We start from the raw sequence: 25,101 nt of genomic DNA, 5'->3' as shown, positions 1-25,101 counted from the left end.
AAAACAACATCATGGTCACCGTTATGCCCGGTTCCGTGGACTAATGAAAGTGCAGATGCAGTGTCTTCTGGCGGCTACAGCGCAGAATATGAAGAAGATAGCGCTGATGGTGGCGCTTTTTTGGCTTTATAAGCAGTCCTGGATGAGGTTACAACTGATAATGAAGCTATCAAGGGCTCTAAACAGACAAAATGAATGTAGGCAAAAAAATATCGCGATCGCGACCTTCGGTCGCTAGAAAGAACGAACCCCATGTAAAAAACATGGGGTTCGTCAGCAGTCTGAAGAAGACGCCCTAAGGCGTCTTCTTTCTTTTTATCTGAAATCAGAACCAGTCGAAAAATGAGCTTTTCTCAGTCTCAGGCTCGGCTTTTGGCTCCGGTGCTGATTCTGCGTCTGAATCTCGATTAATCACTTGAGAAGTATCGTTGTTGATACTGGTCAGTGTGCCACCACTATCAAATGTCAAAGTGACAGTTTGTTGGCTAACATCTTCGTGGCCAGGCTGTTGACGGAAGATATAAAACCAAGTGTCAGAACCAAAAGGATCCTGAACCAGTGGTGTTCCAAGGAGATAAATAACCTGCTGTTTGGACATGCCTTCTTGCAGCTTGGCTACTTCAGTCGGTGTTAAAAAATTCCCTTGGTTAATATCTGGTCGATAAACCACTTTTTCTAACGTGGAGCAACCGGTAGTCAACATGACAAGAGCCACTACAGCGGCAGTCAGCAATTTGCAGCGCATAATATTACTTTCCTTTAGAGCGTAAGCTGTCGATGATAATAGACCTTGCGACGTTTGGAAACCTTTAGTGTTTTGAATTTGGGCCATATTTCAAAATTTATTCGCTCTGCTTTGACTCCCGAATGAGTAAAAAGTTGGTTTTAATACTCATTTTTTGTGTTTTATTTTTTATTGTAGCCTCAGGCGGCCAATAATTCACGGGCGTTGGCCAACGTATTTTTGGTCACTTCACTGCCGCCTAACAGGCGTGCCAGCTCTTGCAAACGAGCATTCTTATCTAACAGTTGCATCTGAGTTTCAGTTTCTTCACCGTCGGTTTGTTTACTGACATAAAAGTGTTGGTGACCACAGCCGGCAACCTGCGGTAAATGGGTAACGCACATCACCTGAGTCGACTCACCGAGCTGACGCAATAGTTTGCCGACGATGGCTGCCGTTGGCCCGCTGATACCCACATCCACCTCATCAAAGATTAATGCCGGTGTATCCATTTTTTGAGCAGTGATAACCTGCACGGCAAGGGCAATACGCGATAGTTCACCGCCCGATGCCACTTTAGACAGCGCTTGCAGTGGCTGGCCCGGGTTGGTGGTTACCCGAAAATCAACTCTGTCGGCACCTTCGGCATTAAGATGCTCCGGCTGATAGTTAACGTCAATGGCTAACTGACCATGGGGCATAGAGAGTGAGTGCATGCTGTCAGTGATTAGCCCCGACAGCTCTTTTGCATAGTGTGTACGTTGAATATGCAGGCGCTTAGCCACGTCTAACGCCTGTTTATGATGTAATACTACCGCTGCGCTTAACTCTTCGTAGTCGCTTTCTTGCTGAGCCATTTGTGTTTTTTCATCAAGCAGCTGTTGATGAAGTTCAGGTAGCTGCTCCGGCGCAATGTGATGTTTGCGTGCAAGGGCCAACTGACGAGACAGGCGTTGCTCTAGTTCATACAGGCGTACCGGATCCATTTCCATACGTTCTGCGTAGTGGCGTAATTCTTCACTGGTTTCACTGACCTGAATAGATGCTTCTTCCAGCATTGAAAGCAGGCTGGTCATTTTGTCATCAATTGACGCTAGCTCTTGCAGTTGATGCTTGGCGTGATTGAGTAAACTGAGTACGTTGTGATCGTCATTTTCAGCCAAAACCTGCAGCGTTTCCTGGCTGAGTGAAAGTAGCTGGCCGCTGTTGGCTAACCGTTTGTATTCCTCATCAATCAGCTCATATTCGCCGGCTACGGGGGCGAATTCATTCAGCTCTTTAAGCTGATATTGGAGTAGTTGAAGTCGGGATTCATGTTCGATACTTTGCTGTTGATGCATCGCCAGCAGGCTGCAGCTTTGATGCCAGCGTTGGTAGGCTTGCTGCATGTCAGACAATAATCCGGTCTGATGGGCATAGGCATCGAGCAGGTGTTTTTGGTGTTCCGGCTTGAGTAACAGCTGATGTGCATGTTGGCCGTGTATTTGAATTAACAGCTGCCCCAGTTCCCGAAGCTGGGAAACAGGTACCGCGGTACCGTTGATAAAGCCGCGCGAGCGGCCGTCAGAGCTGATTACCCGACGCAGCAGGCATTCTTGTTGGTCGTCGAGCTGATTTTCTTCCAGCCATTGGCGGGCCACAGGGGTGTCTTTCAGAGAGAAGCGGGCACAGATATCAGCGCGGGTAGCGCCGCTGCGAACCATTGCGGCTTCAGAGCGGCTGCCTAAACATAATCCTAAAGCATCAATCGCGATGGACTTACCCGCCCCGGTTTCACCGGTAATGGCGGTCATTCCTGACTGGAAGTCAATTTCCAACTCGCGAACAATAGCAAAATTACTAATGGTTAATTGCGCCAGCATGATGGTCTTCCCTCATTGTACATACAGTTTATTTATAGCTGTGTTTTCATACAGTATAAACTGGTTTTATATACAGTAAAGTCAGATTTTCATTTTATCAGAATAATTTTTTCGACCATCCTAGTTTTGTGCTTAGCGTATTGTAATAACTGTAATTTTTAGGATGAATAAGATTTAAATGAGCGTCGCTGCGCTTAATGATAACTTCTTCATCTTTCTGAATCGGCAGGGCGATTTGGCTATCACAGCTGATTTCTAAGTCGCGGCTATAGTGGGCAAACCTCAAATTAATCACGCTGCTGCCATTGATCACCAAGGGGCGTGATGTCAATGTGTGGGGAAACATCGGGACCAAAACAATGGCATCCAGCGTTGGGGTTAAGATCGGGCCGCCGGCAGACAATGAGTAGGCGGTAGAACCGGTTGGCGTAGAAATAATCAGGCCGTCAGAGCGCTGAGAGAAAGCGAAGTTATTATCAATATATACTTCAAATTCAATCATATGGGCGACTTTACCCGGGTGGAGAACCACCTCATTAATCGCCGTGCTGATGCGGGTTGGCTGATTTGCCCGGTAAACCTGAGTTTCCAGCAGAAAACGCTGCTCACTAATATATTCACCTTCCAGAACTTCAGCCAGCTGTTGCTGCACGTTGTCCGGGCTTAAATCAGTCAGAAAACCAAGGTTACCGCGGTTAACCCCGATAACCTGAATATCATATCGGGAGAGCACGCGGGCAGCTCCTAGCATATTACCGTCGCCGCCAATCACCACCGCAAGGTCAGCCTCTTGCCCGATTTCGGCTAAGCTGCCGACGGTTGCAGATTCAATATCCAGGTCGCTGGCAATTTGTTGCTCTATAATGACGGAGTAACCTTTACTTTTTAACCAATGATAAAGTGTCCGGTGAGTGGCTAATGCCGCGGGGTGACGAGGGTGTCCTACCAGCCCGATGCAACTGAATTTTTTATTATTCATTTAATTTTTCCTGTCAGATGCGACAATAGCGCCTATACAATATGAACGTCTTCCTTGATTCGTCAATTTTCATCCCCATAATATAAGCGAACAAGCGAGCGTAATGCCAAACTGCGGAGATTTACATGAGTAGTAAAGAACAGAATATACCTAATGAGCAAGTCTCAGAAGAAACATTAAATGATCAGCAGCAAGTGGAAGGCACTCAACAGGCCGCAGAGACTGATGTAAATAATCAATTTATTGAACGAATTGCTGAGTTAGAAGGGCAGTTGGTTCAGCTTCAACAGCAGGAGCGTGAGAATGTATTACGTGCTCGCGCCGATGTTGAAAACGTTCGTCGTCGTGCGGAACAGGACGTTGAGAAAGCGCATAAATTTGCTCTGGAAAAATTTTCAGTTGAGTTGCTTCCGGTCATCGACAACCTGGAACGCGCTTTAGCCTCGGCGGATAAACAAAATCCCGATCTGACTCCGTTGATCGAAGGCGTTGAACTGACGCTTAAGTCAATGCTCGATACCGTGCGTAAGTTCGGGGTTGATGTGGTTGAAGAGACCAACGTGCCTTTCAATCCGGAGCTGCATCAGGCGATGACGATGTTAGAATCGGCTGAGCACCAGGCTAACCACGTTATGATGGTGATGCAGAAGGGTTATACCCTTAACGGCCGTCTGATTCGCCCAGCAATGGTTGCCGTGGCTAAATAGTGATTCTATTAACCGATTAGCCTGACTGATATTTGCCGGGTAATATTTAAGTGTGAGATAAGCATCTCTAATATGCGCTATCTCACACTTATCTTTCAGCCTTGTTATTTATTTAATCAGGCTTAATCTCTTGTTTGCCATTTATTTTTTACCACGCCTTCGTAATTAAATACCCTTTGATAGACTAAGCCTATTCCAATGATAGGTTCTACTACAGGTCATACTTGATCCTTATCAATTTGATATCTGCCTTACCAGTGATAATCCCTGTGATTTTCTTCATGAGATAGATTTTTCTCATGGCATTTTACTAATACAGGGAATTATGTGAGGAAACTATGATAAAAAAATTGCTTCTGGGGGCATGTGCGGTAGGCGTTGTCGGTTATTTAGGCATCGCGACTTATATCTATAATTATGACAGTAATCGAAGTTCTAAATTAATTGAAACAGTAGCAACACCTAAAGGTGATGCACAAATACGAGAAATTTTTTATCAGCGTGGCTGTGAATATTGCCACACTGGCAATGCACCAATGCCATTCTATGCATCATTTCCGATTGCTAAACAATTAATGGAATATGACGTTAGAAAAGGTTATATCCATTTTAATTTAGAAGCGACAATGGATAGCTTAGTCAATGGAACTGCCGCGCCTGAATCAGATTTAGCTAAAATTGAGCGCGCCGTTTATGATCAAACTATGCCACCAACTCGCTATACCGCCGTCCACTGGAGCGGTAGCCTGAGTGCCGAAGACCGTGAAAAAATCCTGAACTGGGCCGAGCAACAGCGCGCTCAATACTATGTGACTAAAGGCGTGAGCGAAGCCTTTAAAAACGAGGTTGTTCAGCCTCTTCCTGAACCGATGCCAACCGACCCTAAGAAAGTTGCCATGGGGTCGATTCTATACCACGACACTCGCCTGTCCGGTGATGACTCTCTTTCCTGTGAAACTTGCCATAAGCTTGATGCCGGTGGGGTAGATAATCTGGTCACGTCAAAAGGCATTAACGGCCAGATGGGCCCAATCAATGCGCCTACCGTATTTAACTCAGTGTATAACGTAGAGCAGTTCTGGGATGGCCGGGCTAAAAACTTGCAAGAACAGGCTGGCGGACCGCCGTTGAACCCGATAGAAATGGGATCTGAATCTTGGGATCAAATTATTGGTAAGCTGGCGAAAGATCCTGATTTGACCGCTGCGTTTATTGAAGTTTATCCGCAAGGTTATTCAGCAGACACCATCACTGATGCCATCGCTGAGTTTGAGAAAACGTTGGTCACACCAAATAGCCCGTTTGACCGTTATATGAAAGGTGATGAAAACGCACTGACGGCTCAGCAAAAACACGGCTTCCAGCTGTTTAAAGATAACAAGTGTGGCACCTGTCACGTGGGTAAAAATCTGGGCGGTCAGTCGTTTGAAATGATGGGCCTGAAGGAAGATTACTTTGCTGCCCGCGGTAAAGGAATCGCTGAGGTTGATCTGGGGCGCTTTAACTTCACGACCTTTGAACGTGACCGTAATCGTTTTAAAGTTCCGACGCTGAGAAATATCGAACAGACAGGCCCATATTTACATGATGGCAGTATGGATTCGTTAAAAGACGCTGTTGATATGATGTTGAAATATCAGTTAGAAACAACCTTACCTGAAAAAGACGTGGATGATATCGTTGCATTCCTCAAGTCTTTGACCGGTGAATATAAGTTAGACCAGCCGACTAAGTTATAGTTTGCTGCTGCGTCGGTGAGGTAAATACCTTAACTGAATGCTGAATGATAAAAAGGCCTCGCATTTTTTGCGCGGCCTTTTTGTTGAACAACGCATAATTCAATCAGTAGTTACAGATTCTTCAGGTGCCAGTCAATGGGCTGGAGACCCTGTTGCGCTAATAATGCGTTGGCCTGAGAGAAATGTTTACAGCCTAAGAAGCCGCGATGAGCTGAAAGCGGTGACGGGTGTGGTGCAGCCAATACATGATGGCGATTGCGATCGATGATTCGGCCTTTTTTCTGGGCGTGAGAGCCCCATAGCAGAAAGACCACGCCTTCACGGTTGTCATTAATAGCGGCAATGACTTTATCGGTAAACGTCTCCCAACCAAGCTTGGCGTGAGAATGGGCATTGCCGCCTTCAACGGTTAATACCGTATTAAGTAACATCACACCCTGCTCAGCCCAGCTCTGTAAATAGCCATGATTAGGGCGCTCAAAGCCGGGAATATCGGTGATCAGTTCTTTATACATATTGACCAATGACGGCGGTGCAGGGATACCCGGCAGAACAGAGAAGGAGAGACCGTGGGCCTGATTGGGGCCGTGATACGGATCCTGCCCTAATATAACCACTTTGATATTTTCAAGTTCGGTTGAGCTGAACGCATTAAATACGTCTTTTTGTGGCGGATAAATCGTTTTTCCTGCCGCTCTTTCACTGGCAACAAACTTGAGAGTATCTTGAAAATAGGGCTGTTGTTTTTCCTGTCCTATCACATCATGCCATGTCAGTCCTGAGCCCATGGGCGTTCTCCTTTCTTTCTCATTGTTGATTCCACTTTGGGGAAATAGGGGAATTATGGCGGATAAATCATTCGGCTGCCCTAAGGTTATTATGATCTTAGGATAACGTCTATAGCGGATAGTTGGTCAGGCTTTATAAAAAAAAGTTGAAAATTTACAAAAATAATTAAGCTTATAAAAATGGTAAAACTTGATGTAAAACAAAAAGCTGTGTTTTTATAATTATTTTTCACCAAAATTAATTTGATTTAAATCAAAGAAACTATCCTGTTTCACTGATATATAAGATAAAAATTACGTTAGTTATGTATTACTGACGTTAAGCATTAAACCAATTCGATAAAGAGTTGCCCCGGAAAATCGCGGTGGCTTAATTAATTAAAATCAATGGAGGCACCACATGATTACTGGTATCCAAATTACTAAAGCTGATAACTCAGCGCTGTTAAACTCTTTTTGGCTGTTAGATGATGAAGCTGCTGAAGCCCGTTGCGTATGTGCAAAAGCTGACTACTCTGAAGACCAAGTCGTTCCGGTTAGCGAGTTAGGCAAAATCGAGTATCGTGAAGTTCCTATGGAAGTTAAGCCAACCGTACGCGTTGAAGGTGGCCAACACCTGAACGTAAACGTATTGAGCCGCGATACGCTGGAAGATGCTGTGAATAACCCAGAGAAGTATCCACAGCTGACTATTCGTGTTTCTGGCTATGCAGTGCGTTTTAACTCACTGACTCCGGAACAACAGCGTGATGTCATTACTCGTACTTTCACTGAAAGCCTGTAATTTTCCGCTGTTATCATAGAATTGATCGGAGGCTGCCTTTATGGTGGCCTCTTTTTTTTGTAAAAAATACAGTGTGTTATAAATTATTTCCCGCGAAAACCTGCTTTTTCATCACCGGTTATTACCACGCTACCGTTTCGACTATCGGCTGCCATCGCCGGCTATCTGGATATATTAGTGTGAGCGGCATCACTAAACTGCTGTGAAAAATAAAATCTAACGCTTATAAAACGCCCCCATTCCTTTAACAAAAAGCTAGTTATAGCCGGTCTCTCCGGTCAGTTGTGCTAAGCGAGCTGTTTAATCTGAATTTTTGTACCGCTAGAAAACAACGCAATGGCGTCGCAGCTTTTGACATTTAATTATCAATAGTTGATATTGAATTTTCGACCGAACAGCAATAAAAAAGACAACAACCCCGCCTGTGATATAGGCCCGCGTTGCGCTGTAACGCCGGGCCTTTGTGCTTTTGTGTTATTTATCTTTATTTCAACGCAACAACATTATTCTTTTCAAGGAAGCGGCTTTAATGATTCAGGTGGTTATACAAACGCTGGGTGAAGGTGCTCTGACATTAAATGCCGGGACGAATGTTTCACTACAATGTCAGCAGCGTATTTGGGCTATGGCGCAACAAGTGCGGCTGTGGCCTTGCGTCTATGATGTGGTGCCGGGCATGAATAATATGACGGTGTTGTTTGACCCGTTGAATGCGGATGCCGGGTTACTCACCGAGCAACTGAGGCTACTGTGGGATGCGCCCGCCGTGAATAAACTTTCAGGGCGAGATATTGAGATCCCGGTTAATTATGGCGGTGACAGTGGCCCGGACCTTGAGAGCGTAGCGCGTCATACCGGATTGCCTCCGATGGAAGTGGTTAAGCGCCATACTGCTGCCGATTACATTGTCTATTTTATTGGCTTTCAGCCGGGCTTTCCCTATCTCGGGGGATTAGATCCACAGTTAAATACGCCGCGCAGGGCTGAACCTCGCTTAGTGGTACCCGCCGGCTCTGTTGGCATTGGTGGTAGCCAGACCGGAATTTATCCGGCAGCTTCGCCCGGGGGCTGGCAGCTTATAGGCCGCAGTGATGTTCGCCTGTTTGATCCTGATTCTGATTTACCGACATTACTGCAGCCGGGTGACCGGGTGCACTTTACTGCCCGCGAGGTGTTGTTGTGATTCATATTCTTCGCGCCGGCCGGATTAATTCAGTTCAGGATTCAGGCCGCCGTGGTTTTCGCCACCTTGGTATTTGCCGGTCCGGCGCGCTTGACCGTATCGCGATGGCTATCGCTAATTTGCTGGTTGGAAATTCACGTAATGCCGCAGTTATCGAGTTTACCCTTGGTCCGTGTGAAATCGAGTTTACCGCTGACTGCCGCATTGCTTTAGCCGGTGCTAACTTTGCAGCAACCCTAGATAGCACAGCTCTGCTGCCCTGGTGGAGTGTCAATGTGCGCGCCGGGCAGATTCTTCGGCTTAGCGCAGCTGCGCGCCATGGCATGCGCAGCTATCTTGCGGTTTCGGGCGGGGTTGATGCTGCTGTTCAATTAGATTCGCTGGCAACAGATTTACAGGCCGGATTTGGCGGACACCATGGTCGGGCGTTAAATGACGGTGACCGGCTGGCAGTAGGCCAACTCACGCCGTCAAATATTGCAATACAGGGGACAAATTCCTTTGGCGTTCGCCCGCCTTACTGGTACCAGCATGGGGATGTTGATGGCATAACCGTTCGTGTGATCCCCGGCCCTGAATACTCGCAGTTTAGCGAGGAAGCTCAGCAAAAATTCTGGAATCATCGATGGCTGTTAACTTCCCAAAGTAATCGCATGGGGTTTCGCTTAAATGGTGAAGCCCTGACGCTCAAACAGCCCTGTGAACTATTATCTCACGGCGTAGTACCGGGTGTTATTCAGGTGCCGGCCAACGGCCAGCCGATTGTCCTGATGGCTGATGCCCAAACGACCGGAGGATACCCCAAGATTGGCGTGGTAATTGAAGCAGATATTAGCAAACTCGCCCAGTTACGTTTTAACCGCACCATTAAGTTTGTTGAATGTGATATCGCTCAGGCCCGTGAGGCATTACGTCAAGACGATGTATACCTGCGGCAAATTGAAATGGCAACGGGCTGGTTGCCTGCGGCGAAATAGGAGGAAGTCATGGTAATACCACAGAGTGAACGTCACCATTTGCAGATTGATCTGAATGCCGATCTTGGTGAACAAGATAACGGCGTTGATCAAGCTTTATTAGCGCTGGTCAGTTCGGTCAATATCGCCTGTGGCTGGCATGCAGGCAGCCCGTTGATGATGAAAAAGTGCGTCAGTTGGGCCATTCAACAGGGCGTTGCCATTGGCGCACATCCCAGTTTTCCGGACAGGGATAATTTTGGTCGCCTTGAAATGACGCTGCCCGATGACGAAATATACAGCGGAGTTCAGTACCAGATTGGCGCTCTGATGGCGATCGCCCAAGCTCAGGGGGGCAAGGTGGTTCACGTTAAGCCTCACGGGGCGCTGTATAACATGGCCGCCAGAGATGCCCGGCTGTCTGAGGTTATTGTTGCGGCCATAAGTGATTTGGATCCGCAATTGGTGCTGTTCGGGCTTGCCGGCAGTGAAATGATTGCCGCGGCTAAGCGTGCCGGTTTGAGTTCTGTCGAAGAAGTGTTCGCCGATCGTGGTTACTGTGCTGACGGCAGTTTGGTGAAGCGGGGTACGCCGGGGGCACTGATTGAAGACGAAGAACAGGCATTAGCTCAGACCTTAACCATGGTCAGAGAAGGGAAGGTGTGTGCCATTGATGGCCGTTGGGTTGCGGTTAACGCCGGAACGATTTGTCTGCACGGAGATGGCGCTCATGCGTTGGCGTTTGCCCGCCGTATCCGCGACCAGCTTACGCAACAACAGGTCGCCATCAGAGCACCGTATAACGCGTAAGTTTGGTATCAGACTAAAAATTATAAAAACAGAACAGTAGCAACATTACATCATCATTCGAATAAGAAGGAAATTTTATGGACATGGCATCATTGCTGCCGCTGATCGGAATACCGATCGTGGTAGCCGGTTTCGCTTTAAAGTTTAATCCGCTGTTGGTTGTTACCATTGCCGGTTTGTCTACCGGGCTGGCGGTAGGGATGGACTTCGGTATGCTGTTAGAAACCTTTGGCGAGAAGTTCGTTAACAGTCGGGCGTTAGCAACATTTTTACTCATACTACCGGTTATCGGTTTGCTGGAGCGCTATGGCCTTAAAGAGCGAGCCCAAGACTGGATTGCCGGTATGGCTAACGCCACGTCAGCGCGAATACTGATGCTTTACTTCGTATTTCGTCAAGTGATGGGCGCTTTAGGCCTGACATATATTGGCGGGCAGGCGCAAACGGTTCGGCCGCTATTAGCGCCGATGGTTGAAGGTGCTGCGGTCGCTAAATATGGCGATTTACCCCAGCCTATTCGTGACAAAATTCGGGCTCATGCCGCAGCCTGTGACAATATTGCGGTATTCTTTGGCGAAGACATCTTTATTGCCTTCGGAGCGGTGTTACTGATGGATGCCTTCCTCAAGGAAAATGGCATTGTTAATATTGAACCGCTACATCTTGGCCTGTGGGCAATTCCTACCGCAATTGCGGCCCTGATTATTCATATGACGCGCCTGGTAAGGCTTGATGCCAGCATTCGGCGCGATGTGGAAGCCTGGCAACGGTTAGATGTTGATGGGGTGAAAGCATGAAGACTCTACTCACCATTAATGAAATTTATTACTTAGTCGGCGTGATTGTCATGCTATTAGTGGGTATGACGCTGCGTGATAAAGGTAACCCTAAACGACTGACCACCGCGCTGTTCTGGTTTTTATTTGGCTCAGTCTTTTTGTTCGGCGATCTGATGGTGGCCACCCTCGGTAAGTCGTTAGCCTATCGAATTATCGGGAGCCTGGTGATTATTATTTCTTTGATTGCCGGCTGCGGGCTGCTGTCGGCCGGGACCTATAAACTGCGTACCGCGGCTGAGCGTCAGGCTTCAGCTAATAAATTAGGGAATAAGCTCTTCCTGCCTGCGTTATTGATTCCGATAATCACGGTGTTGTGTACCGTGATGCTTAAGAACGTTGAGATCGGTGGCATCTATCTGCTCGATCAAAAACAGCTGACGCTGGCCGCGCTGTGCGTGGCAAGCGTGTGTGCCATTTTAGTCGGCTGGGCGATGACCGGCGGTACTCCGCTTCAAGCTGTACGTGAATCCCGGCGCTTAGTGGATGCAATCGGGTGGGCTGCTATTTTGCCTCAGATGCTGGCGATGTTAGGGGGCGTCTTTGTTGCGGCTCAAACGGGCAAATCGGTACAACAGGTGGTCAGTCTGTTTGTGAATCCGGATAGCCGTTTTATGCTGGTAGTTATCTATTGTGTGGGCATGGCAATATTTACCATGATTATGGGAAATGCATTTGCCGCATTCCCGGTAATGACTGCGGGTATTGCTTTGCCTTTCTTGATTATCGGCCAAAACGCGGACCCTGCGCCGTTGGTGACTATCGGTATGCTGGCCGGCTATTGTGGCACCTTGATGACGCCGATGGCGGCAAACTACAATATTGTTCCGGCGGCGCTGCTAGAACTGATTGATAAATATAAAGTTATTAAAATACAAACGCCGACTGCGCTGGTTCTGCTGGCTGCAAATATCCTGCTGATGTATTTCATCGTATTTCGTTAAGGAGACACCATGCAGTTAACCTTAAGTCAGGTTGAGTCTTTCGTCGGGTTACCATTGCGTTCGTTACGCCATGAGTATCCTAATCATATTATGCATACGCTAAACGGCCCTCAGGATGTGCAATCTCCCCGTGAGTTGCATCCGGTATTTTATGGCTGTTATGACTGGCACTCAGCGGTTCACGGATTCTGGCTATTAGCACGCTGTAGCCGGCTATATCCGGAGTTATCCACTCAGGACGATATCACTCAACTATTTGATGAGCACTTTACGGATGCCAATATGCAGATAGAAACGGAGTATTTTAAGGCGCCTAACCGTGGTGCCTTCGAACGCCCTTATGGCTGGGGATGGCTGCTGGCTTTAGCCCAAGAGCTGGACTTGTGGCATCACCCAAAGGCCAAAGCGTGGTTGGCAACCATGAAGCCGCTGGTGGATGATATTCGCCAGCGAGTATTAAATTTCTTCCCGTTGTTGAGCTATGCCATTCGGGTAGGCACTCACTATAACAGCGCCTTTTCGTTAAAGCTGATTCTGGATTTTGCGCGTCACTCTAACGATAGTGAACTGGAAAGCGCGGTGGTCAGCGCGGCCAATCGTTATTTCCTGGCCGACAGAGACTACCCTGCGCATTATGAACCGGGCGGTGATGAGTTTATTTCCGGTGCCTTAACCGAAGCCTTATTGATGGCCAGCGTGATTAAAGGGAATGACTTTGCCGACTGGTTTGCGCATTATCTGCCGGAATTGGCTAAGATTGATCGCTTAATGACGCCGGCTGAAGTCAGCGATCGCAGCGATCCGAAAATAGCCCATTTGGATGGTTTGAACCTGAGTCGGGCCTGGTGTATGCGACATATCGCATTGCGGTTAGCCCAAGACACTAAGACAGCAGAAGTACTGACTCGCGCGGCTCAGCGCCATATAGCGGCCAGTTTGCCTCACGTCGCCAGCGGCGAGTACGCAGGGGATCACTGGCTGGCAACCTTTGCCATGCTGGCGCTGGATACGCCTGACAGAATTTAATTATTGATAGGATTAAGCGGAATATTGCCGGCTAGCTGAGAGAGCTAACCGGCAATCACTGACTGGCAGCGTTATTTGTTATCGTTTTCAGCCGGCGTTTCTGAGGCAGCAGGCTTACGGCGCTTACCCACATTCTTGCTGTCACGATGGCGAACTTTTACCTTCACCTTTTCTTTATTCTTTTCTTTCTTCTTCTCGGCCGCTTTTTCTTTGGCTTTCTTCGACTGCTTTCTGCCGCTGGTCGGGCTAGGAGCCTTACTGGTTGGGCGTAACTCTTCAATTACCCGCATTTTTAACGGTTCTTGAAGGTAACGTTCAATTTTGCCCAGCAGCAGGTGGTCATGAGATTCAACCAGCGAAATCGCAGTTCCTTTTTTACCGGCACGACCGGTTCGGCCAATGCGGTGAAGATAGGTATCGGCGGTACGTGGTAAGTCAAAGTTAATCACGTGGCTGATATCTAAAATATCCAGACCGCGGGCAGCGATATCGGTCGCAATCAGAATATTGACCGTTCCGTCCTGCATCCGTTTAATGGCTTCAGTCCGTTTGGCCTGCACCATATCGCCTTCGAGGTAGAAGCAGGTCACGCCCTGATCTCTGATCCAGCTTACCAGTTCATGCAAACGTTCGCGCTTGCGCACAAACACGATGGCTTTGTGCACATCCGGCTGTTTTAGAATATGACACAACAGGGCGGTTTTATGCTTAATGTCATCAGCACGGTAATACCACTGGAGAATTTTTTTACGTTCGCGCCGGGAAGGATCGGCTTCGATCTCCACCGGATTGCTCAGCAGGCGCTCAGCAAAGTCGTGAATAGCTTCGCCTTCCAGCGTCGCCGAGAACAGTAAAGTCTGTTTGCGCCAGCGGGTTTCGGCGGCGATGGTTTCGATATCTTGGGCAAAACCCATATCTAACATGCGGTCTGCTTCATCAAGAATCAGCGTTTCTACTGCCCGGCAGTCGAAGTTTTCTTCTTTAATGTATTGCAGCAGACGACCGGTTGTCGCAACCACGATATCTTGGTTTTCGCTGAAAACCTCGGCGTGGTTCATATAGGCCACGCCACCGGTAATCGTGGCGATATCTAAATGCGTATGCGCTGCAAGCTCACGGGCTTGTTCAGCAACCTGCATAGCAAGCTCACGGGTCGGCGTCAGGATTAATATGCGCGGCGGCCCGGATTTCTTACGCGGATAATCGAGTAAGTGTTGCAATGCGGGTAATAAAAAGGCGGCAGTTTTGCCGGTCCCGGTAGGGGCCGAGCCCAGTACGTCACGCCCGTCCATTGCAGCCGGAATAGCGGCAGCTTGAATGGCGGTGGGGCGTTCATAGCCCTTGTCACTTAATGCATCCAGCAATTGCTGGTCGAGATCGAGTGCGGAAAAGTCTAATACAGTCATGGTCTACCTCTACTTGGGGCGCCGATTATAGATGGAATAAGCACGATCTTCATCTGTTATTGTCATCTGTCAGGATTTATCTCAATATTCTGCCGGTTTCTCCGGATAGCGCCGCCAGATTTTTGATGGTACTCAGCCAAGACCTTTGCCCGATTCTGAGATAGAATCAGCGGCGAATAAATTTATGATAAATCTTTACGGCGGTTAATTGGGCTATTTATCGCTAATTAATACCGGCGTTATAGGGTTGTCGATCGTAATGGTAGAAAAGGATAGAGCGTGAAGCGGGAACTGCGGCGAGGGGGTTTTACCTTTAAACAATTTTTTGTCGGCCACGACCGTTGTGGGATGAAAGTCACAACCGACGGGGTGATCCTCGGTGGGTGGACACCGGTTTCAGGCTGCCGGCGTATCTTAGATATCGGTACCGGCACCGGATTATTGGCCTTAATGCTGGCTCAGCGTACTGAGCAACATGTGATGATTGATGCGGTTGAAATCGATCGGTCAGCGTATGAGCAGGCGCTTGAGAATGTCGCTGCGTCACCCTGGTCGAATCGGATTCAGGTTTTTCATAATGACATCAAAGAATATGCTGATAACAGTAATAGCAGCTATGATTTGATTATCAGTAATCCGCCTTATTTTCCTGAGGGAACAGACTGCCGGGACGAAGCCAGAGCGAAGGCCCGTTACAGCCATATACTGACGCATGACGATTTATTAATTTATGCCCAACGATTACTGACTGAAGATGGCCGCTTTTGTGTAATGCTTCCCTGTGCTTTAGGTGAGTTATTAGAACAAAAGGCGCTAAACCTAGGCTGGTTTGTTAGTCGTCGTACTTGGGTGAAAGATGTTATAGATAAAGCACCCTATATTGTTTTATTGGAATTGACCCGCATATTACAGGTTTGTGATGAACAACAGTTGGTCACGCATTTACCCGGGCGGGCTAGCTATACCGACCAATTTAAGCAGTTAGCCAGCGATTTTTATCTGGCACTTTGAAAAGCAAATACTGAGCGTAAATGGCTAATAAGGCTCAATCTATCGCTAGCTTTATTTTTTAGCATGCAGATGAAAAGTTAAATTCATGTTAGCCTACGGGCATTGTGCCAGAGTGCTTTTTTTAGAGCCTGAATTTGGCCTGTAATACCGGTTTTAGGTACAACAACATTCAGAGTTGGTTGAAAAATCAGCTAACGAAATAAATTAGCGTAAGACGACGGGAACTTATTACTCTTTGTGGTCTCTAATAGGGTGCTTGCTCAAATTTAATATAATAATGAGTTTGGCACTATGAATACGCATCGAGATAGTTGAGGAGACATTACCTCGAATGAGCGAGCAGTTAACCGATCAAGTGTTGGTTGAACGGATACAGAAGGGTGACAAAAACGCGTTTAATGTGCTGGTAGTCCGCTACCAGAATAAAGTTGCGGCTCTTGTTTCTCGCTATGTTCCACAAGCAGACGTACCCGATGTAGTGCAAGAGTCGTTTATCAAAGCCTACCGTGCTTTGGCCTCTTTTCGCGGTGAAAGTGCTTTTTACACTTGGTTATATCGAATTGCTGTGAATACAGCAAAAAACTATCTAGTGGCCCAGGGACGCCGCCCTCCGTCGAGTGATGTCGATGCGGGTGACGCAGAAAACTTCGAAAGTGCAGGTGCACTGAAAGAAATATCGAACCCTGAGAACTTAATGTTGTCAGATGAACTGAAAAGAATTGTTTTTGGAACCATTGAGTCGTTGCCTGAAGATTTAAAGATGGCCATTACTCTGCGAGAAATCGATGGTTTGAGCTATGAAGAAATCGCTGTCATTATGGATTGTCCAGTTGGTACAGTGAGGTCAAGAATCTTCCGGGCTCGTGAAGCAATTGATAATAAAGTGCAACCATTAATACAGCGATAGTTGCTATCTGACTTTAGGATGTTGCAAGAGAAAAGGTACTAAGCATGCAAAAAGAAAAGCTTTCGGCTCTAATGGATGGAGAATCTATTGATAACGAAGTTATCGGTTCTTTGTCCCAAGATAGAACGCTTCAACAAAGTTGGCATCGCTATCACCTAGTTCGCGATACTCTGAGAGGAGATATCGGGGACGTGGTTCATTTGAACATTGCAGATAATGTTGCTGCCGCCCTTGAGTTTGAACCGGCACTTAACGTTGTCCAGCCAATCCACTCTCAGCCTCATCCTGAAACTTGGCATAAATTGTCGTTCTGGGACAAGATTCGCCCATGGTTTGCTCAGGCCGGGCAAATTGCAGTGGCCGCCAGCGTCTCTTTGGCCGTTATTGTTGGGGTCCAACAATACAACCAAGAGGATACGTCCCCTGAAACGCCAGTGTTTAATACTATCCCGTTGGGTGGTCAAGCTTCTCCGGTTAGTTTTGATGCCGCTACCGATGGTGCGCAAAATACTAATCAGCAAGCTCAAGAGCAGCGTAAGCGTATTAACGCTATGTTGCAGGACTATGAGTTACAGCGTCGTTTACATGCGGAGCAATCGAAAGTCTCTTCGCAAAGCGCTAGCGTACAAAACGGTACCTCTAAGCAATCAGGGTTAACTCAGTAGTCGATGAAGCAACTTGTTTTTATTTTTTGTACTTTGCTGGGGTGTGTTCTAGCCCCGGCAACAGCCTCAACGCTAAATGCGTCCGGGGTTTTATTACAGCAAATGACCAGCGCAAGCCAGACTCTGAGCTATGAGTTTTCTTATGTTAACGTAAGTAAACTCGGCATTGAGTCATTGCGCTATCGGCATTCGTTGCAAAATGGAAAGCCGCTGGTTCAATTGATGAGTATGGACGGGCCTCAGCGAGAGGCTATTATGCGCGGGATTGAGATCAGTTATTTTGAACCCGGTATCGAACCTTTTAGCATTCGCGGCGACCATATTGTCGACTCCCTGCCTTCTTTAGTTTTTTCTGATATCACCCGGTTAGAGCAATATTATGACTTTGTTTCGGTAGGGCGCGCCCGTATTGCCGATCGAATCTGTGACGTTGTGCGCGTCGTCTCCCGCGATGGACTTCGCTACAATTATATTGTCTGGCTTGATTCAGAGACCAAATTACCTCTTCGGGCTGATTTACTCGATCGTGACGGTGACACGCTGGAGCAATTTCGCGTGATTGCTTTTACCTCTGGTAATGATGTGACCGCCAAGATGGCCAATTTTACCATGCCGATCATGCCGCCGTTATTGTCTACGCCTTCAGGCGATAAGATTAATCTGAGCTGGACGATAGGCTGGTTACCTCAAGGATTTACCGAATCATCCCGCAGCCGTCATCCGCTGCCTAATGTTGATATGGTTGTTGAGTCCCGCCTGTTCTCCGACGGTTTGTTTAGTTTCTCATTGAATGTTTCTCCTGCCAGCTATAAGTCCGGCGAACATCAATTACGCCAAGGGCGCAGAACCATTCATTCTGAGATTCGGGGTAATAACGAAATTATCGTTATTGGTGAATTGCCTCCGGCCACCGCTAAACGAATTGCTGACGGCGTTGTGATTAAGTGAAAGCGACTGAACTGAAGGCTGACTGATGTTACGCGAATGGGCGACCGTTATCGACTGGCAGCAGGGTATAGCAACATTGCGTTGTGAACAACGTGCCGGTTGCAGTAGCTGTCAGTCATCAGCAACCTGTGGTACCCGGGTTTTAAATAAGCTCGGTCCTCAGGTTATCCACGATTTAAAAATTCCGGTTGAACAACCTTTATCTATTGGCCAACGCGTTGAGCTTGGTATTCCTGAGTCCGGCGTACTACTTTCAGCACTGCTGGTCTATATTGTGCCTTTGCTTGGGATTTTGTTGTTCTCTTCTTTATTCTATTATTTCGTTGGTAGCGACATTGCTGCGATTATTGGTGCACTGATCGGTGGTCTGGCCGGTTTCTTGGTTGCTCGGTTTTATGCAGGTCGATTCTCTACCCATGTTTCTGTTCATCCCGTCATTTTACAAATCGCGATACCTTCAGTTACCTATAGCGAAAACTGATAATAAGCTCGTTTTGTCCTGATAGCAGGGCATGGGCTGTTGATCGGTTTTTAGGGGCTGTGAAATGATAAAAAATCACTCAGCTTAATAGCGATGATTTAGATGGATGGCACAGTCTGACGATGAATTATTGGGTCTTTAACCGCCGTTAGTCCTCGTCAGCCAGAAAAAATAAATATTCCGGCGTTGATTATGCGGGCGAAATAGACGCTGAAACTGAATTAAATTTCTTTGCCAGCAATAGCAATCACCCCGCTAGCGGGGTGATTGGGCAAGGAAGATAAAATGATGAATAACGCTATCGGCTTATTTATAGATGATCGCAGTTCCGTGCATCATGTTATTACCTGATGCAGATACGATATAATAGCGGCTGGCACCTTGAGCATCGGCTTTAGCGGCTAACTGGCTTTCTAATGCGCCCAGGGTGCGGGCTGAATCAGCCGATACAGTGCCAATCTTATCCAATTTTTCTGTTTGAGTGCGAGTTACTTGCTCGGCGGCAAAACTACCAAATGATAAAGTGGCTAATACTACTGATGCGGCAACAATTTTAAGGTTTTTCATGATACGGATACTCCAGTTATTTGGGTTATGAAAGGTTGTTTCCTTTCGATAACGTCCATTATAGACGGGTCGTTTAGATTGAATAGCGGATGATATTGACCTACTTATTCAAAAAAATTGACCGTTTTATCCGTAGGGTAAATAAGTGAAAATGAAGTCTATAGTTCGTGTGTTTTAAACGATTAACAAAGGGCAACGGGTGAATATGATTAGAATCACCCGTTTATATTGAGGTATAGCAGCAAGGGGCATCAGTATCTGATTACCTATGTTGCTATGTTTTACTCATGCTGACGTGTAGAATGTCCGCCAGTTCAAGATTAAGTTAACTTTGCTGCGTACCCACAGAGCGTGTCTGTATCAGCCGGATTTAGGTAAATGACTGATAATAAAAATATAGCAAACAAGAATATACGTAACTTTTCTATCATCGCCCATATTGACCACGGTAAGTCGACATTGTCGGACCGCATTATTCAAATGTGCGGCGGGTTAAGCGATCGGGAAATGGCTGCACAGGTTCTGGATTCTATGGATCTGGAACGTGAGCGTGGAATCACCATTAAAGCCCAGAGCGTCACGCTTGATTATAAAGCGAAAGACGGCGAAGTTTATCAACTGAACTTCATCGATACTCCCGGGCACGTCGACTTCTCATATGAAGTATCCCGTTCTTTGGCCGCTTGTGAAGGCGCTTTATTAGTTGTGGATGCAGGGCAGGGTGTTGAAGCGCAGACGCTGGCAAACTGCTATACCGCCATGGAAATGGATCTGGAAGTGGTGCCGGTTTTAAATAAGATTGACCTGCCGGCCGCAGAACCTGACCGTGTCGCTCAAGAGATTGAGGATATTGTTGGTATCGATGCCACCGATGCGGTGCGCTGTTCGGCTAAAACCGGTATTGGCGTTATCGATGTGCTGGAACGCTTAGTGCGTGATATACCCGCACCAACCGGCACTGCGGATGCGCCATTGCAGGCGTTGATCATTGACTCATGGTTTGATAATTATCTTGGCGTGGTGTCATTAGTCCGGATTAAAAACGGCGTACTGCGTAAAAACGATAAGATTAAAGTGATGAGTACCGGCCAGACCTATGGCGTTGACCGTTTAGGTATTTTTACCCCTAAGCGCGTTGATACTGACGTGTTAGGCTGTGGTGAAGTGGGCTGGGTTGTTTGTGCCATTAAAGATATTTTAGGTGCACCGGTTGGTGATACCTTAACCTTAGCGCGTCAGCCAGCTGAAAAAGCATTACCCGGATTTAAAAAGGTTAAGCCTCAGGTTTATGCCGGTTTATTCCCGATCAGTTCCGACGACTATGAAGCTTTCCGCGATGCACTGGGTAAACTGAGCCTGAACGATGCGTCACTCTTTTATGAGCCGGAAACGTCTACCGCTCTTGGCTTTGGTTTCCGCTGTGGCTTCTTAGGCCTATTGCATATGGAGATCATTCAGGAACGTCTGGAACGTGAATACGATCTTGAACTGATTACCACCGCCCCGACGGTGGTCTATGAAGTGATTACCACCAATGGTGCCGTTGTGTATGTCGATAGCCCGGCTAAGCTACCGCCGTTGAACAATATTGAAGAGCTGCGCGAACCTATTGCTGAATGCCATATGTTATTGCCGCAGGAATATCTGGGTAACGTGATTACGCTGTGTATCGAGAAGCGCGGCGTGCAGACCAATATGGTCTATCACGGTAATCAGGTCGCACTGAGCTATGATATTCCAATGGCTGAAGTGGTTCTGGATTTCTTTGACCGTCTGAAGTCAACCTCTCGTGGCTATGCTTCATTGGACTACGGCTTTAAACGATTCCAGTCATCGGACATGGTACGGGTTGATGTGATGATCAACGGCGAGCGCGTCGATGCGTTAGCATTGATTACCCACCGTGATAACTCACAGGGCCGCGGTCGTGAGCTGGTGGAAAAGATGAAAGAGCTTATTCCGCGCCAGATGTTTGATATCGCGATTCAGGCTTCCATTGGTAACCATATTATCGCGCGTTCTACGGTAAAACAGCTGCGTAAAAACGTATTAGCCAAATGTTATGGCGGTGACGTGAGCCGTAAGAAGAAGCTGCTGCAAAAACAAAAAGATGGTAAGAAACGTATGAAGCAAGTGGGGAACGTTGAAGTTCCACAGGAAGCTTTCTTAGCCATTCTTCACGTAGGTAAATAGAGTAATAAGGAGCTTCGCATGGCGAATATGTTTGCCTTGATTTTGGCGGTAGCAACATTGCTAACTGGAATCATCTGGTGTCTGGACCGTTTTAAATGGGCACCGGCAAGACGTATAAAAATAGAAGCGATCAGATTACAGACTGATGGCAAAGCGGATGGCAAAGCGCTGGCGAATGTGGCCAGACAGCCTGGCTGGGTAGAGACATGCGTGTCGATATTCCCGGTATTAGCCGTAGTATTTATTTTACGTTCTTTTTTGTATGAGCCATTCCAAATTCCGTCAGGCTCTATGATGCCGACCCTGTTGATTGGTGATTTTATTCTGGTTGAGAAATATGCTTACGGAGTAAAAGACCCGATTACAATGACCACATTAGTGAAAACCGGTACGCCACAGCGTGGTGATATTGCAGTATTTAAGTATCCGAAAGACAAGAATATTGATTATATCAAACGCGTTGTCGGCCTGCCTGGCGATACCGTTCACTATGATGTCTCGACAAAAATGCTGACCATTACACCTGCTTGCCCGACGAATAAAGACTGTCAGCCGGCAAAAACGCTGGAGTATTCACCGTTAGAGAAAAGTAGCTGGTTTATGGGCTTTGAACCGACCAGCAGTGGTAACGGTCAGATGGCTACCCGCTTCTTTGATACTAAAACGGAAGCGGATCGGGTCGAAAATATGCGCGGTATCTTTATGGTCGGGCGCAGCGAAACCTTAGGTGATGTCCCTCATCAAACATTGATGATTCCGGGCGTAGGTAGCAGTGTTTCTGAGTATTATCAGCAACCGGGCTCGCCGGCTTCAACGTGGATTGTACCTCAAGGGCAATATTTTATGATGGGCGATAACCGTGATAACAGTGCAGATAGCCGTTATTGGGGCTTTGTTCCTGAAGAGAATTTTGTCGGCAAAGCGACAGGTATTTGGATGAGCTTTGAAAAACAAGAGGGCGAATGGCCAACCGGAATACGTTTTAGCCGGATTGGCGGGATTCACTAAGCCATTTAGTTTATACTAGCGTCAAAGAGTATTACTCAGATCCGGATTTGAGCCTGACTTAAATCCGGATTTATTATTATTTTATCTCTTATCATTCGAACTGTAGTGGTTTGGTTCAATTAGCGCTAAGCTACGCAGCTGTTTTAATACACATTTGATTGGAACTATTTGTTGGTAATGCATGAACCCCATCATTATTGAAAGGTTACAGCGGAAGCTGGGTTACACGTTTCAACAGCAATCGCTTTTACAACAGGCACTGACGCATCGAAGTGCCAGCAGCAAACATAATGAACGCTTAGAGTTTTTAGGTGATTCAATTCTCAGTTTTGTTATCGCTGACGCATTATATCAACGCTTTCCTCGCGTTGATGAAGGCGATATGAGCCGTATGCGGGCAACGCTGGTGCGTGGTAATACATTGGCTGAGATGGCGCGTGAATTCGATTTAGGTGAATGCCTTCGCCTTGGCCCCGGCGAGTTGAAGAGCGGTGGTTTTCGCCGTGAATCAATTTTAGCTGATACGGTCGAAGCGCTGATTGGTGCGGTATTCTTAGACAGCGATATTCACGGTGTACAACAACTGATTCTTAACTGGTATAAATCGCGTCTGGACGAAATCAGTCCGGGGGATAAGCAAAAAGATCCCAAAACTCGCCTGCAAGAGTATTTGCAGGGGCGCCATTTACCCTTACCGACCTATTTGGTCACCCAAGTGCGGGGCGAAGCACACGATCAAGAGTTCACCATTCACTGTCAGGTGAGTGGCATAACCGACGCTATCATTGGTATCGGCTCTAGCCGCCGTAAAGCAGAGCAGGCCGCTGCTGAGCAAGCGCTTAAATATTTAGGATTGGAATGACAACAGAAAATAAAATAGTAGATGGTGAGAAGACTTACTGTGGGTTTATCGCGATTGTCGGGCGCCCTAACGTAGGTAAATCTACTTTACTGAACCAATTTTTAGGGCAGAAGGTTTCGATCACTTCCCGTAAGGCTCAGACAACTCGCCACCGCATTCTTGGCATCCATACGGAAGGGCCTTATCAGGCTGTTTACGTCGATACCCCGGGGCTGCATATGGAAGAAAAACGGGCCATCAACCGTTTAATGAACCGGGCGGCCAGTAGCTCTATTGGCGACGTTGAGCTGGTGATTTTTGTCGTTGAAGGGACCCACTGGACGCCGGATGACGAGATGGTGGTCAATAAGCTGCGTGACTTAAAGTCACCGGTGATTCTGGCTATCAATAAAGTAGACAACGTGGTTGATAAAGAGTCTCTGCTTCCTCATCTTGATTTCCTGAGTAAGCAAATGAACTTTATGGATATCGTTCCTATTTCTGCTGAGAAAGGAATGAACGTTGATACTATTGCAGGTATCGTCCGTAAGCTGCTGCCGGAAGCTGAGCATCACTTCCCGGAAGATTACATTACCGACCGCTCTCAGCGTTTTATGGCGTCTGAAATTATCCGTGAAAAACTGATGCGTTTTCTGGGTGAAGAGCTGCCATATTCGGTGACGGTAGAAATCGAACGTTTCGTCGAAAATGAGCGCGGCGGTTACGATATTCATGGTTTGATTTTGGTTGAGCGTGAAGGCCAGAAAAAGATGGTTATCGGTGCCAAAGGCCAGAAGATTAAAACCATTGGTATTGAAGCGCGCCAGGATATGGAAGAGATGTTCCAGGCCAAAGTTCATTTAGAGCTTTGGGTTAAAGTGAAGTCTGGCTGGGCTGATGATGAACGTGCATTACGCAGCCTGGGTTATACAGACGACCTTTGAAGGTAACCGGGATGGAAGGCTGGCAACGGGCTTTTGTTCTACACGGGCGTCCATACAGTGAGACTAGCTTGCTGTTGGATCTGTTTACCGAAAGCCACGGTAGAATTAAAGTATTAGCCAAAGGAGCCCGGAGCCGTCGCTCTCAGTTAAAAGGCTGCCTGCAGCCTTTTACGCCATTATTGGTGCGCTGGGGCGGCAAGGGTGGAGTGAAAACTTTACGTGGTGCTGAACCGGTATCCCTCTCCCTACCGTTATCCGGACTGACTTTGTATAGCGGGCTATACGTGAATGAAGTTCTGTCACGGGTGTTAGAACACGAAACCGCTTACTCCTCGCTGTTTTTTGATTACCTCGATTGTATTCAATCCCTCGCCGGGGTTAATGGCTCCCCTGAGCACGTGCTGCGTCGCTTTGAGCTGGCTTTGTTAAGTCATCTGGGTTACGGCATCGATTTTCTTCACTGTGCCGGTAGCGGCGCGCCTGTTGCTGATGAGATGACCTACCGCTATCGGGAAGAGAAAGGATTTATTGCCAGCCTGGTGATTGACCATCATTCATTTACCGGCCGGGATTTAATCGCGTTAGATAATCGTGAATTTCCTGATGCCGATACCTTGCGGGCGGCTAAACGCTTTACCCGCATTGCGCTCAAACCTTATCTTGGCGGAAAACCGTTAAAGAGTCGCGAGCTTTTCCGCACCTTTACGGTAAAGAAACCCGCAGACCTTCCGCCCGATAACCACCAATGACGCCCGCTGCCCGCAGATAATCCTCTGTTTATGGTTTCTCTCC

26 protein-coding genes are annotated in these 25,101 nt (G+C 47.3%); 20 read left to right on the top strand and 6 right to left on the bottom strand.

Annotated features, from left to right (window positions below):
* Positions 1 to 238 (top strand): transposase (locus tag YWE_RS31595; protein WP_029096631.1); only part of this gene is annotated, 238 nt, incomplete at its 5' end.
* An 87-nt stretch (positions 239 to 325) separates the two neighbouring features.
* On the opposite strand, the gene bamE is transcribed toward YWE_RS31595, so the two are convergent.
* From bamE to nadK, 3 genes are all read right to left on the bottom strand, one after another.
* On the bottom strand, positions 326 to 745 hold the full coding sequence (bamE, locus tag YWE_RS28500) for an outer membrane protein assembly factor BamE (RefSeq protein ID WP_084167184.1): 420 nt from the start codon (positions 743 to 745) through the stop codon (positions 326 to 328).
* A gap of 179 nt (positions 746 to 924) precedes the next feature.
* Positions 925 to 2,586: a DNA repair protein RecN gene (gene recN, locus YWE_RS0123375; protein ID WP_029096630.1), complete on the bottom strand. Its 1,662-nt coding sequence runs from the start codon at positions 2,584 to 2,586 to the stop codon at positions 925 to 927.
* 97 nt (positions 2,587 to 2,683) lie between these two features.
* Positions 2,684 to 3,565, bottom strand: coding sequence for an NAD(+) kinase (nadK, locus tag YWE_RS0123370; RefSeq protein ID WP_029096629.1), 882 nt, complete (start codon positions 3,563 to 3,565; stop codon positions 2,684 to 2,686).
* 125 nt (positions 3,566 to 3,690) lie between these two features.
* On the opposite strand from nadK, the gene grpE reads away from it, so the two are divergent.
* A complete protein-coding gene (gene grpE / locus YWE_RS0123365; protein WP_029096628.1) occupies positions 3,691 to 4,272 on the top strand; it encodes a nucleotide exchange factor GrpE in 582 nt (193 codons plus the stop codon).
* 338 nt (positions 4,273 to 4,610) lie between these two features.
* The gene (locus tag YWE_RS0123360) at positions 4,611 to 6,011 is read left to right on the top strand and encodes a cytochrome-c peroxidase (RefSeq protein ID WP_029096627.1); all 1,401 of its coding nucleotides are present in this window, start codon (positions 4,611 to 4,613) and stop codon (positions 6,009 to 6,011) included.
* A 110-nt stretch (positions 6,012 to 6,121) separates the two neighbouring features.
* Here YWE_RS0123360 and ung read toward each other — a convergent pair whose 3' ends face one another.
* Positions 6,122 to 6,799: a uracil-DNA glycosylase gene (gene ung / locus YWE_RS0123355; RefSeq protein WP_029096626.1), complete on the bottom strand. Its 678-nt coding sequence runs from the start codon at positions 6,797 to 6,799 to the stop codon at positions 6,122 to 6,124.
* 400 nt (positions 6,800 to 7,199) lie between these two features.
* Here ung and grcA point away from each other — a divergent pair, with 400 nt between their 5' ends.
* The 7 genes from grcA to YWE_RS0123320 all read left to right on the top strand — a co-directional run bounded on the left by grcA (position 7,200) and on the right by YWE_RS0123320 (position 13,338).
* A complete protein-coding gene (gene grcA, locus YWE_RS0123350) occupies positions 7,200 to 7,583 on the top strand; it encodes an autonomous glycyl radical cofactor GrcA (RefSeq protein WP_029096625.1) in 384 nt (127 codons plus the stop codon).
* Between the two features lie 529 nt (positions 7,584 to 8,112).
* Complete coding sequence (gene pxpB, locus YWE_RS0123345; RefSeq protein ID WP_029096624.1) at positions 8,113 to 8,766, top strand: 5-oxoprolinase subunit PxpB; 654 nt, start codon at positions 8,113 to 8,115, stop codon at positions 8,764 to 8,766.
* Positions 8,763 to 9,743 (top strand): 5-oxoprolinase subunit C family protein, encoded by a 981-nt coding sequence (locus YWE_RS0123340; RefSeq protein WP_029096623.1) that lies wholly within the window; start codon positions 8,763 to 8,765, stop codon positions 9,741 to 9,743. Before pxpB ends, YWE_RS0123340 begins: the two co-directional genes overlap by 4 nt.
* A 39-nt stretch (positions 9,744 to 9,782) precedes the next feature.
* Positions 9,783 to 10,532 carry a 5-oxoprolinase subunit PxpA gene (pxpA, locus tag YWE_RS0123335; protein ID WP_029096622.1) on the top strand — a complete coding sequence of 250 codons (750 nt, stop codon included), beginning with the start codon at positions 9,783 to 9,785 and terminating at the stop codon, positions 10,530 to 10,532.
* Positions 10,533 to 10,609: 77 nt separating this feature from the next.
* Positions 10,610 to 11,329: a DUF969 domain-containing protein gene (locus YWE_RS0123330; protein ID WP_029096621.1), complete on the top strand. Its 720-nt coding sequence runs from the start codon at positions 10,610 to 10,612 to the stop codon at positions 11,327 to 11,329.
* Positions 11,326 to 12,312, top strand: a complete 987-nt coding sequence (locus YWE_RS0123325) for a DUF979 domain-containing protein (protein WP_029096620.1) — start codon at positions 11,326 to 11,328, stop codon at positions 12,310 to 12,312. The genes YWE_RS0123330 and YWE_RS0123325 overlap by 4 nt, the downstream gene beginning before the upstream one ends.
* Positions 12,313 to 12,321: 9 nt before the next feature.
* Positions 12,322 to 13,338, top strand: coding sequence for a DUF2891 domain-containing protein (locus YWE_RS0123320; RefSeq protein WP_029096619.1), 1,017 nt, complete (start codon positions 12,322 to 12,324; stop codon positions 13,336 to 13,338).
* A gap of 71 nt (positions 13,339 to 13,409) precedes the next feature.
* Here the strand turns inward: YWE_RS0123320 and srmB are convergent, their stop codons facing one another.
* Positions 13,410 to 14,744: an ATP-dependent RNA helicase SrmB gene (srmB, locus tag YWE_RS0123315; protein WP_029096618.1), complete on the bottom strand. Its 1,335-nt coding sequence runs from the start codon at positions 14,742 to 14,744 to the stop codon at positions 13,410 to 13,412.
* Positions 14,745 to 15,023: 279 nt separating this feature from the next.
* Here srmB and YWE_RS0123310 point away from each other — a divergent pair, with 279 nt between their 5' ends.
* The 5 genes from YWE_RS0123310 (at position 15,024) to rseC (ending at position 18,756) form a co-directional block, all read left to right on the top strand.
* Positions 15,024 to 15,755, top strand: a complete 732-nt coding sequence (locus YWE_RS0123310; protein ID WP_029096617.1) for a tRNA1(Val) (adenine(37)-N6)-methyltransferase — start codon at positions 15,024 to 15,026, stop codon at positions 15,753 to 15,755.
* Positions 15,756 to 16,086: 331 nt separating this feature from the next.
* A complete protein-coding gene (gene rpoE, locus YWE_RS0123305; RefSeq protein ID WP_029096616.1) occupies positions 16,087 to 16,662 on the top strand; it encodes an RNA polymerase sigma factor RpoE in 576 nt (191 codons plus the stop codon).
* A 44-nt stretch (positions 16,663 to 16,706) separates the two neighbouring features.
* A complete protein-coding gene (rseA, locus tag YWE_RS0123300; RefSeq protein WP_029096615.1) occupies positions 16,707 to 17,327 on the top strand; it encodes an anti-sigma-E factor RseA in 621 nt (206 codons plus the stop codon).
* A 3-nt stretch (positions 17,328 to 17,330) separates the two neighbouring features.
* Positions 17,331 to 18,275, top strand: a complete 945-nt coding sequence (rseB, locus tag YWE_RS0123295) for a sigma-E factor regulatory protein RseB (protein WP_029096614.1) — start codon at positions 17,331 to 17,333, stop codon at positions 18,273 to 18,275.
* Positions 18,276 to 18,300: 25 nt separating this feature from the next.
* Positions 18,301 to 18,756, top strand: a complete 456-nt coding sequence (gene rseC / locus YWE_RS0123290) for a SoxR-reducing system protein RseC (RefSeq protein ID WP_029096613.1) — start codon at positions 18,301 to 18,303, stop codon at positions 18,754 to 18,756.
* 306 nt (positions 18,757 to 19,062) lie between these two features.
* Here the strand turns inward: rseC and bhsA are convergent, their stop codons facing one another.
* Positions 19,063 to 19,323, bottom strand: coding sequence for a multiple stress resistance protein BhsA (gene bhsA, locus YWE_RS0123285; protein WP_029096612.1), 261 nt, complete (start codon positions 19,321 to 19,323; stop codon positions 19,063 to 19,065).
* A 378-nt stretch (positions 19,324 to 19,701) separates the two neighbouring features.
* On the opposite strand from bhsA, the gene lepA reads away from it, so the two are divergent.
* The 5 genes from lepA (at position 19,702) to recO (ending at position 25,058) form a co-directional block, all read left to right on the top strand.
* Positions 19,702 to 21,516, top strand: coding sequence for a translation elongation factor 4 (gene lepA, locus YWE_RS0123280; protein WP_029096611.1), 1,815 nt, complete (start codon positions 19,702 to 19,704; stop codon positions 21,514 to 21,516).
* Positions 21,517 to 21,534: 18 nt separating this feature from the next.
* Positions 21,535 to 22,524 carry a signal peptidase I gene (gene lepB, locus YWE_RS0123275; protein ID WP_029096610.1) on the top strand — a complete coding sequence of 330 codons (990 nt, stop codon included), beginning with the start codon at positions 21,535 to 21,537 and terminating at the stop codon, positions 22,522 to 22,524.
* 181 nt (positions 22,525 to 22,705) lie between these two features.
* A complete protein-coding gene (rnc, locus tag YWE_RS0123270; RefSeq protein WP_029096609.1) occupies positions 22,706 to 23,386 on the top strand; it encodes a ribonuclease III in 681 nt (226 codons plus the stop codon).
* Positions 23,383 to 24,309 carry a GTPase Era gene (gene era / locus YWE_RS0123265; protein ID WP_036016958.1) on the top strand — a complete coding sequence of 309 codons (927 nt, stop codon included), beginning with the start codon at positions 23,383 to 23,385 and terminating at the stop codon, positions 24,307 to 24,309. The genes rnc and era overlap by 4 nt, the downstream gene beginning before the upstream one ends.
* Before the next feature lie 11 nt (positions 24,310 to 24,320).
* A complete protein-coding gene (gene recO, locus YWE_RS0123260; RefSeq protein ID WP_029096607.1) occupies positions 24,321 to 25,058 on the top strand; it encodes a DNA repair protein RecO in 738 nt (245 codons plus the stop codon).
* Positions 25,059 to 25,101: the final 43 nt, after the last annotated feature.

It is taken from the genome of Budvicia aquatica DSM 5075 = ATCC 35567, assembly GCF_000427805.1.
Classification (GTDB): Bacteria; Pseudomonadota; Gammaproteobacteria; order Enterobacterales; family Enterobacteriaceae; genus Budvicia; species Budvicia aquatica.
This window is presented reverse-complemented; position numbering and strand designations above follow the sequence as displayed.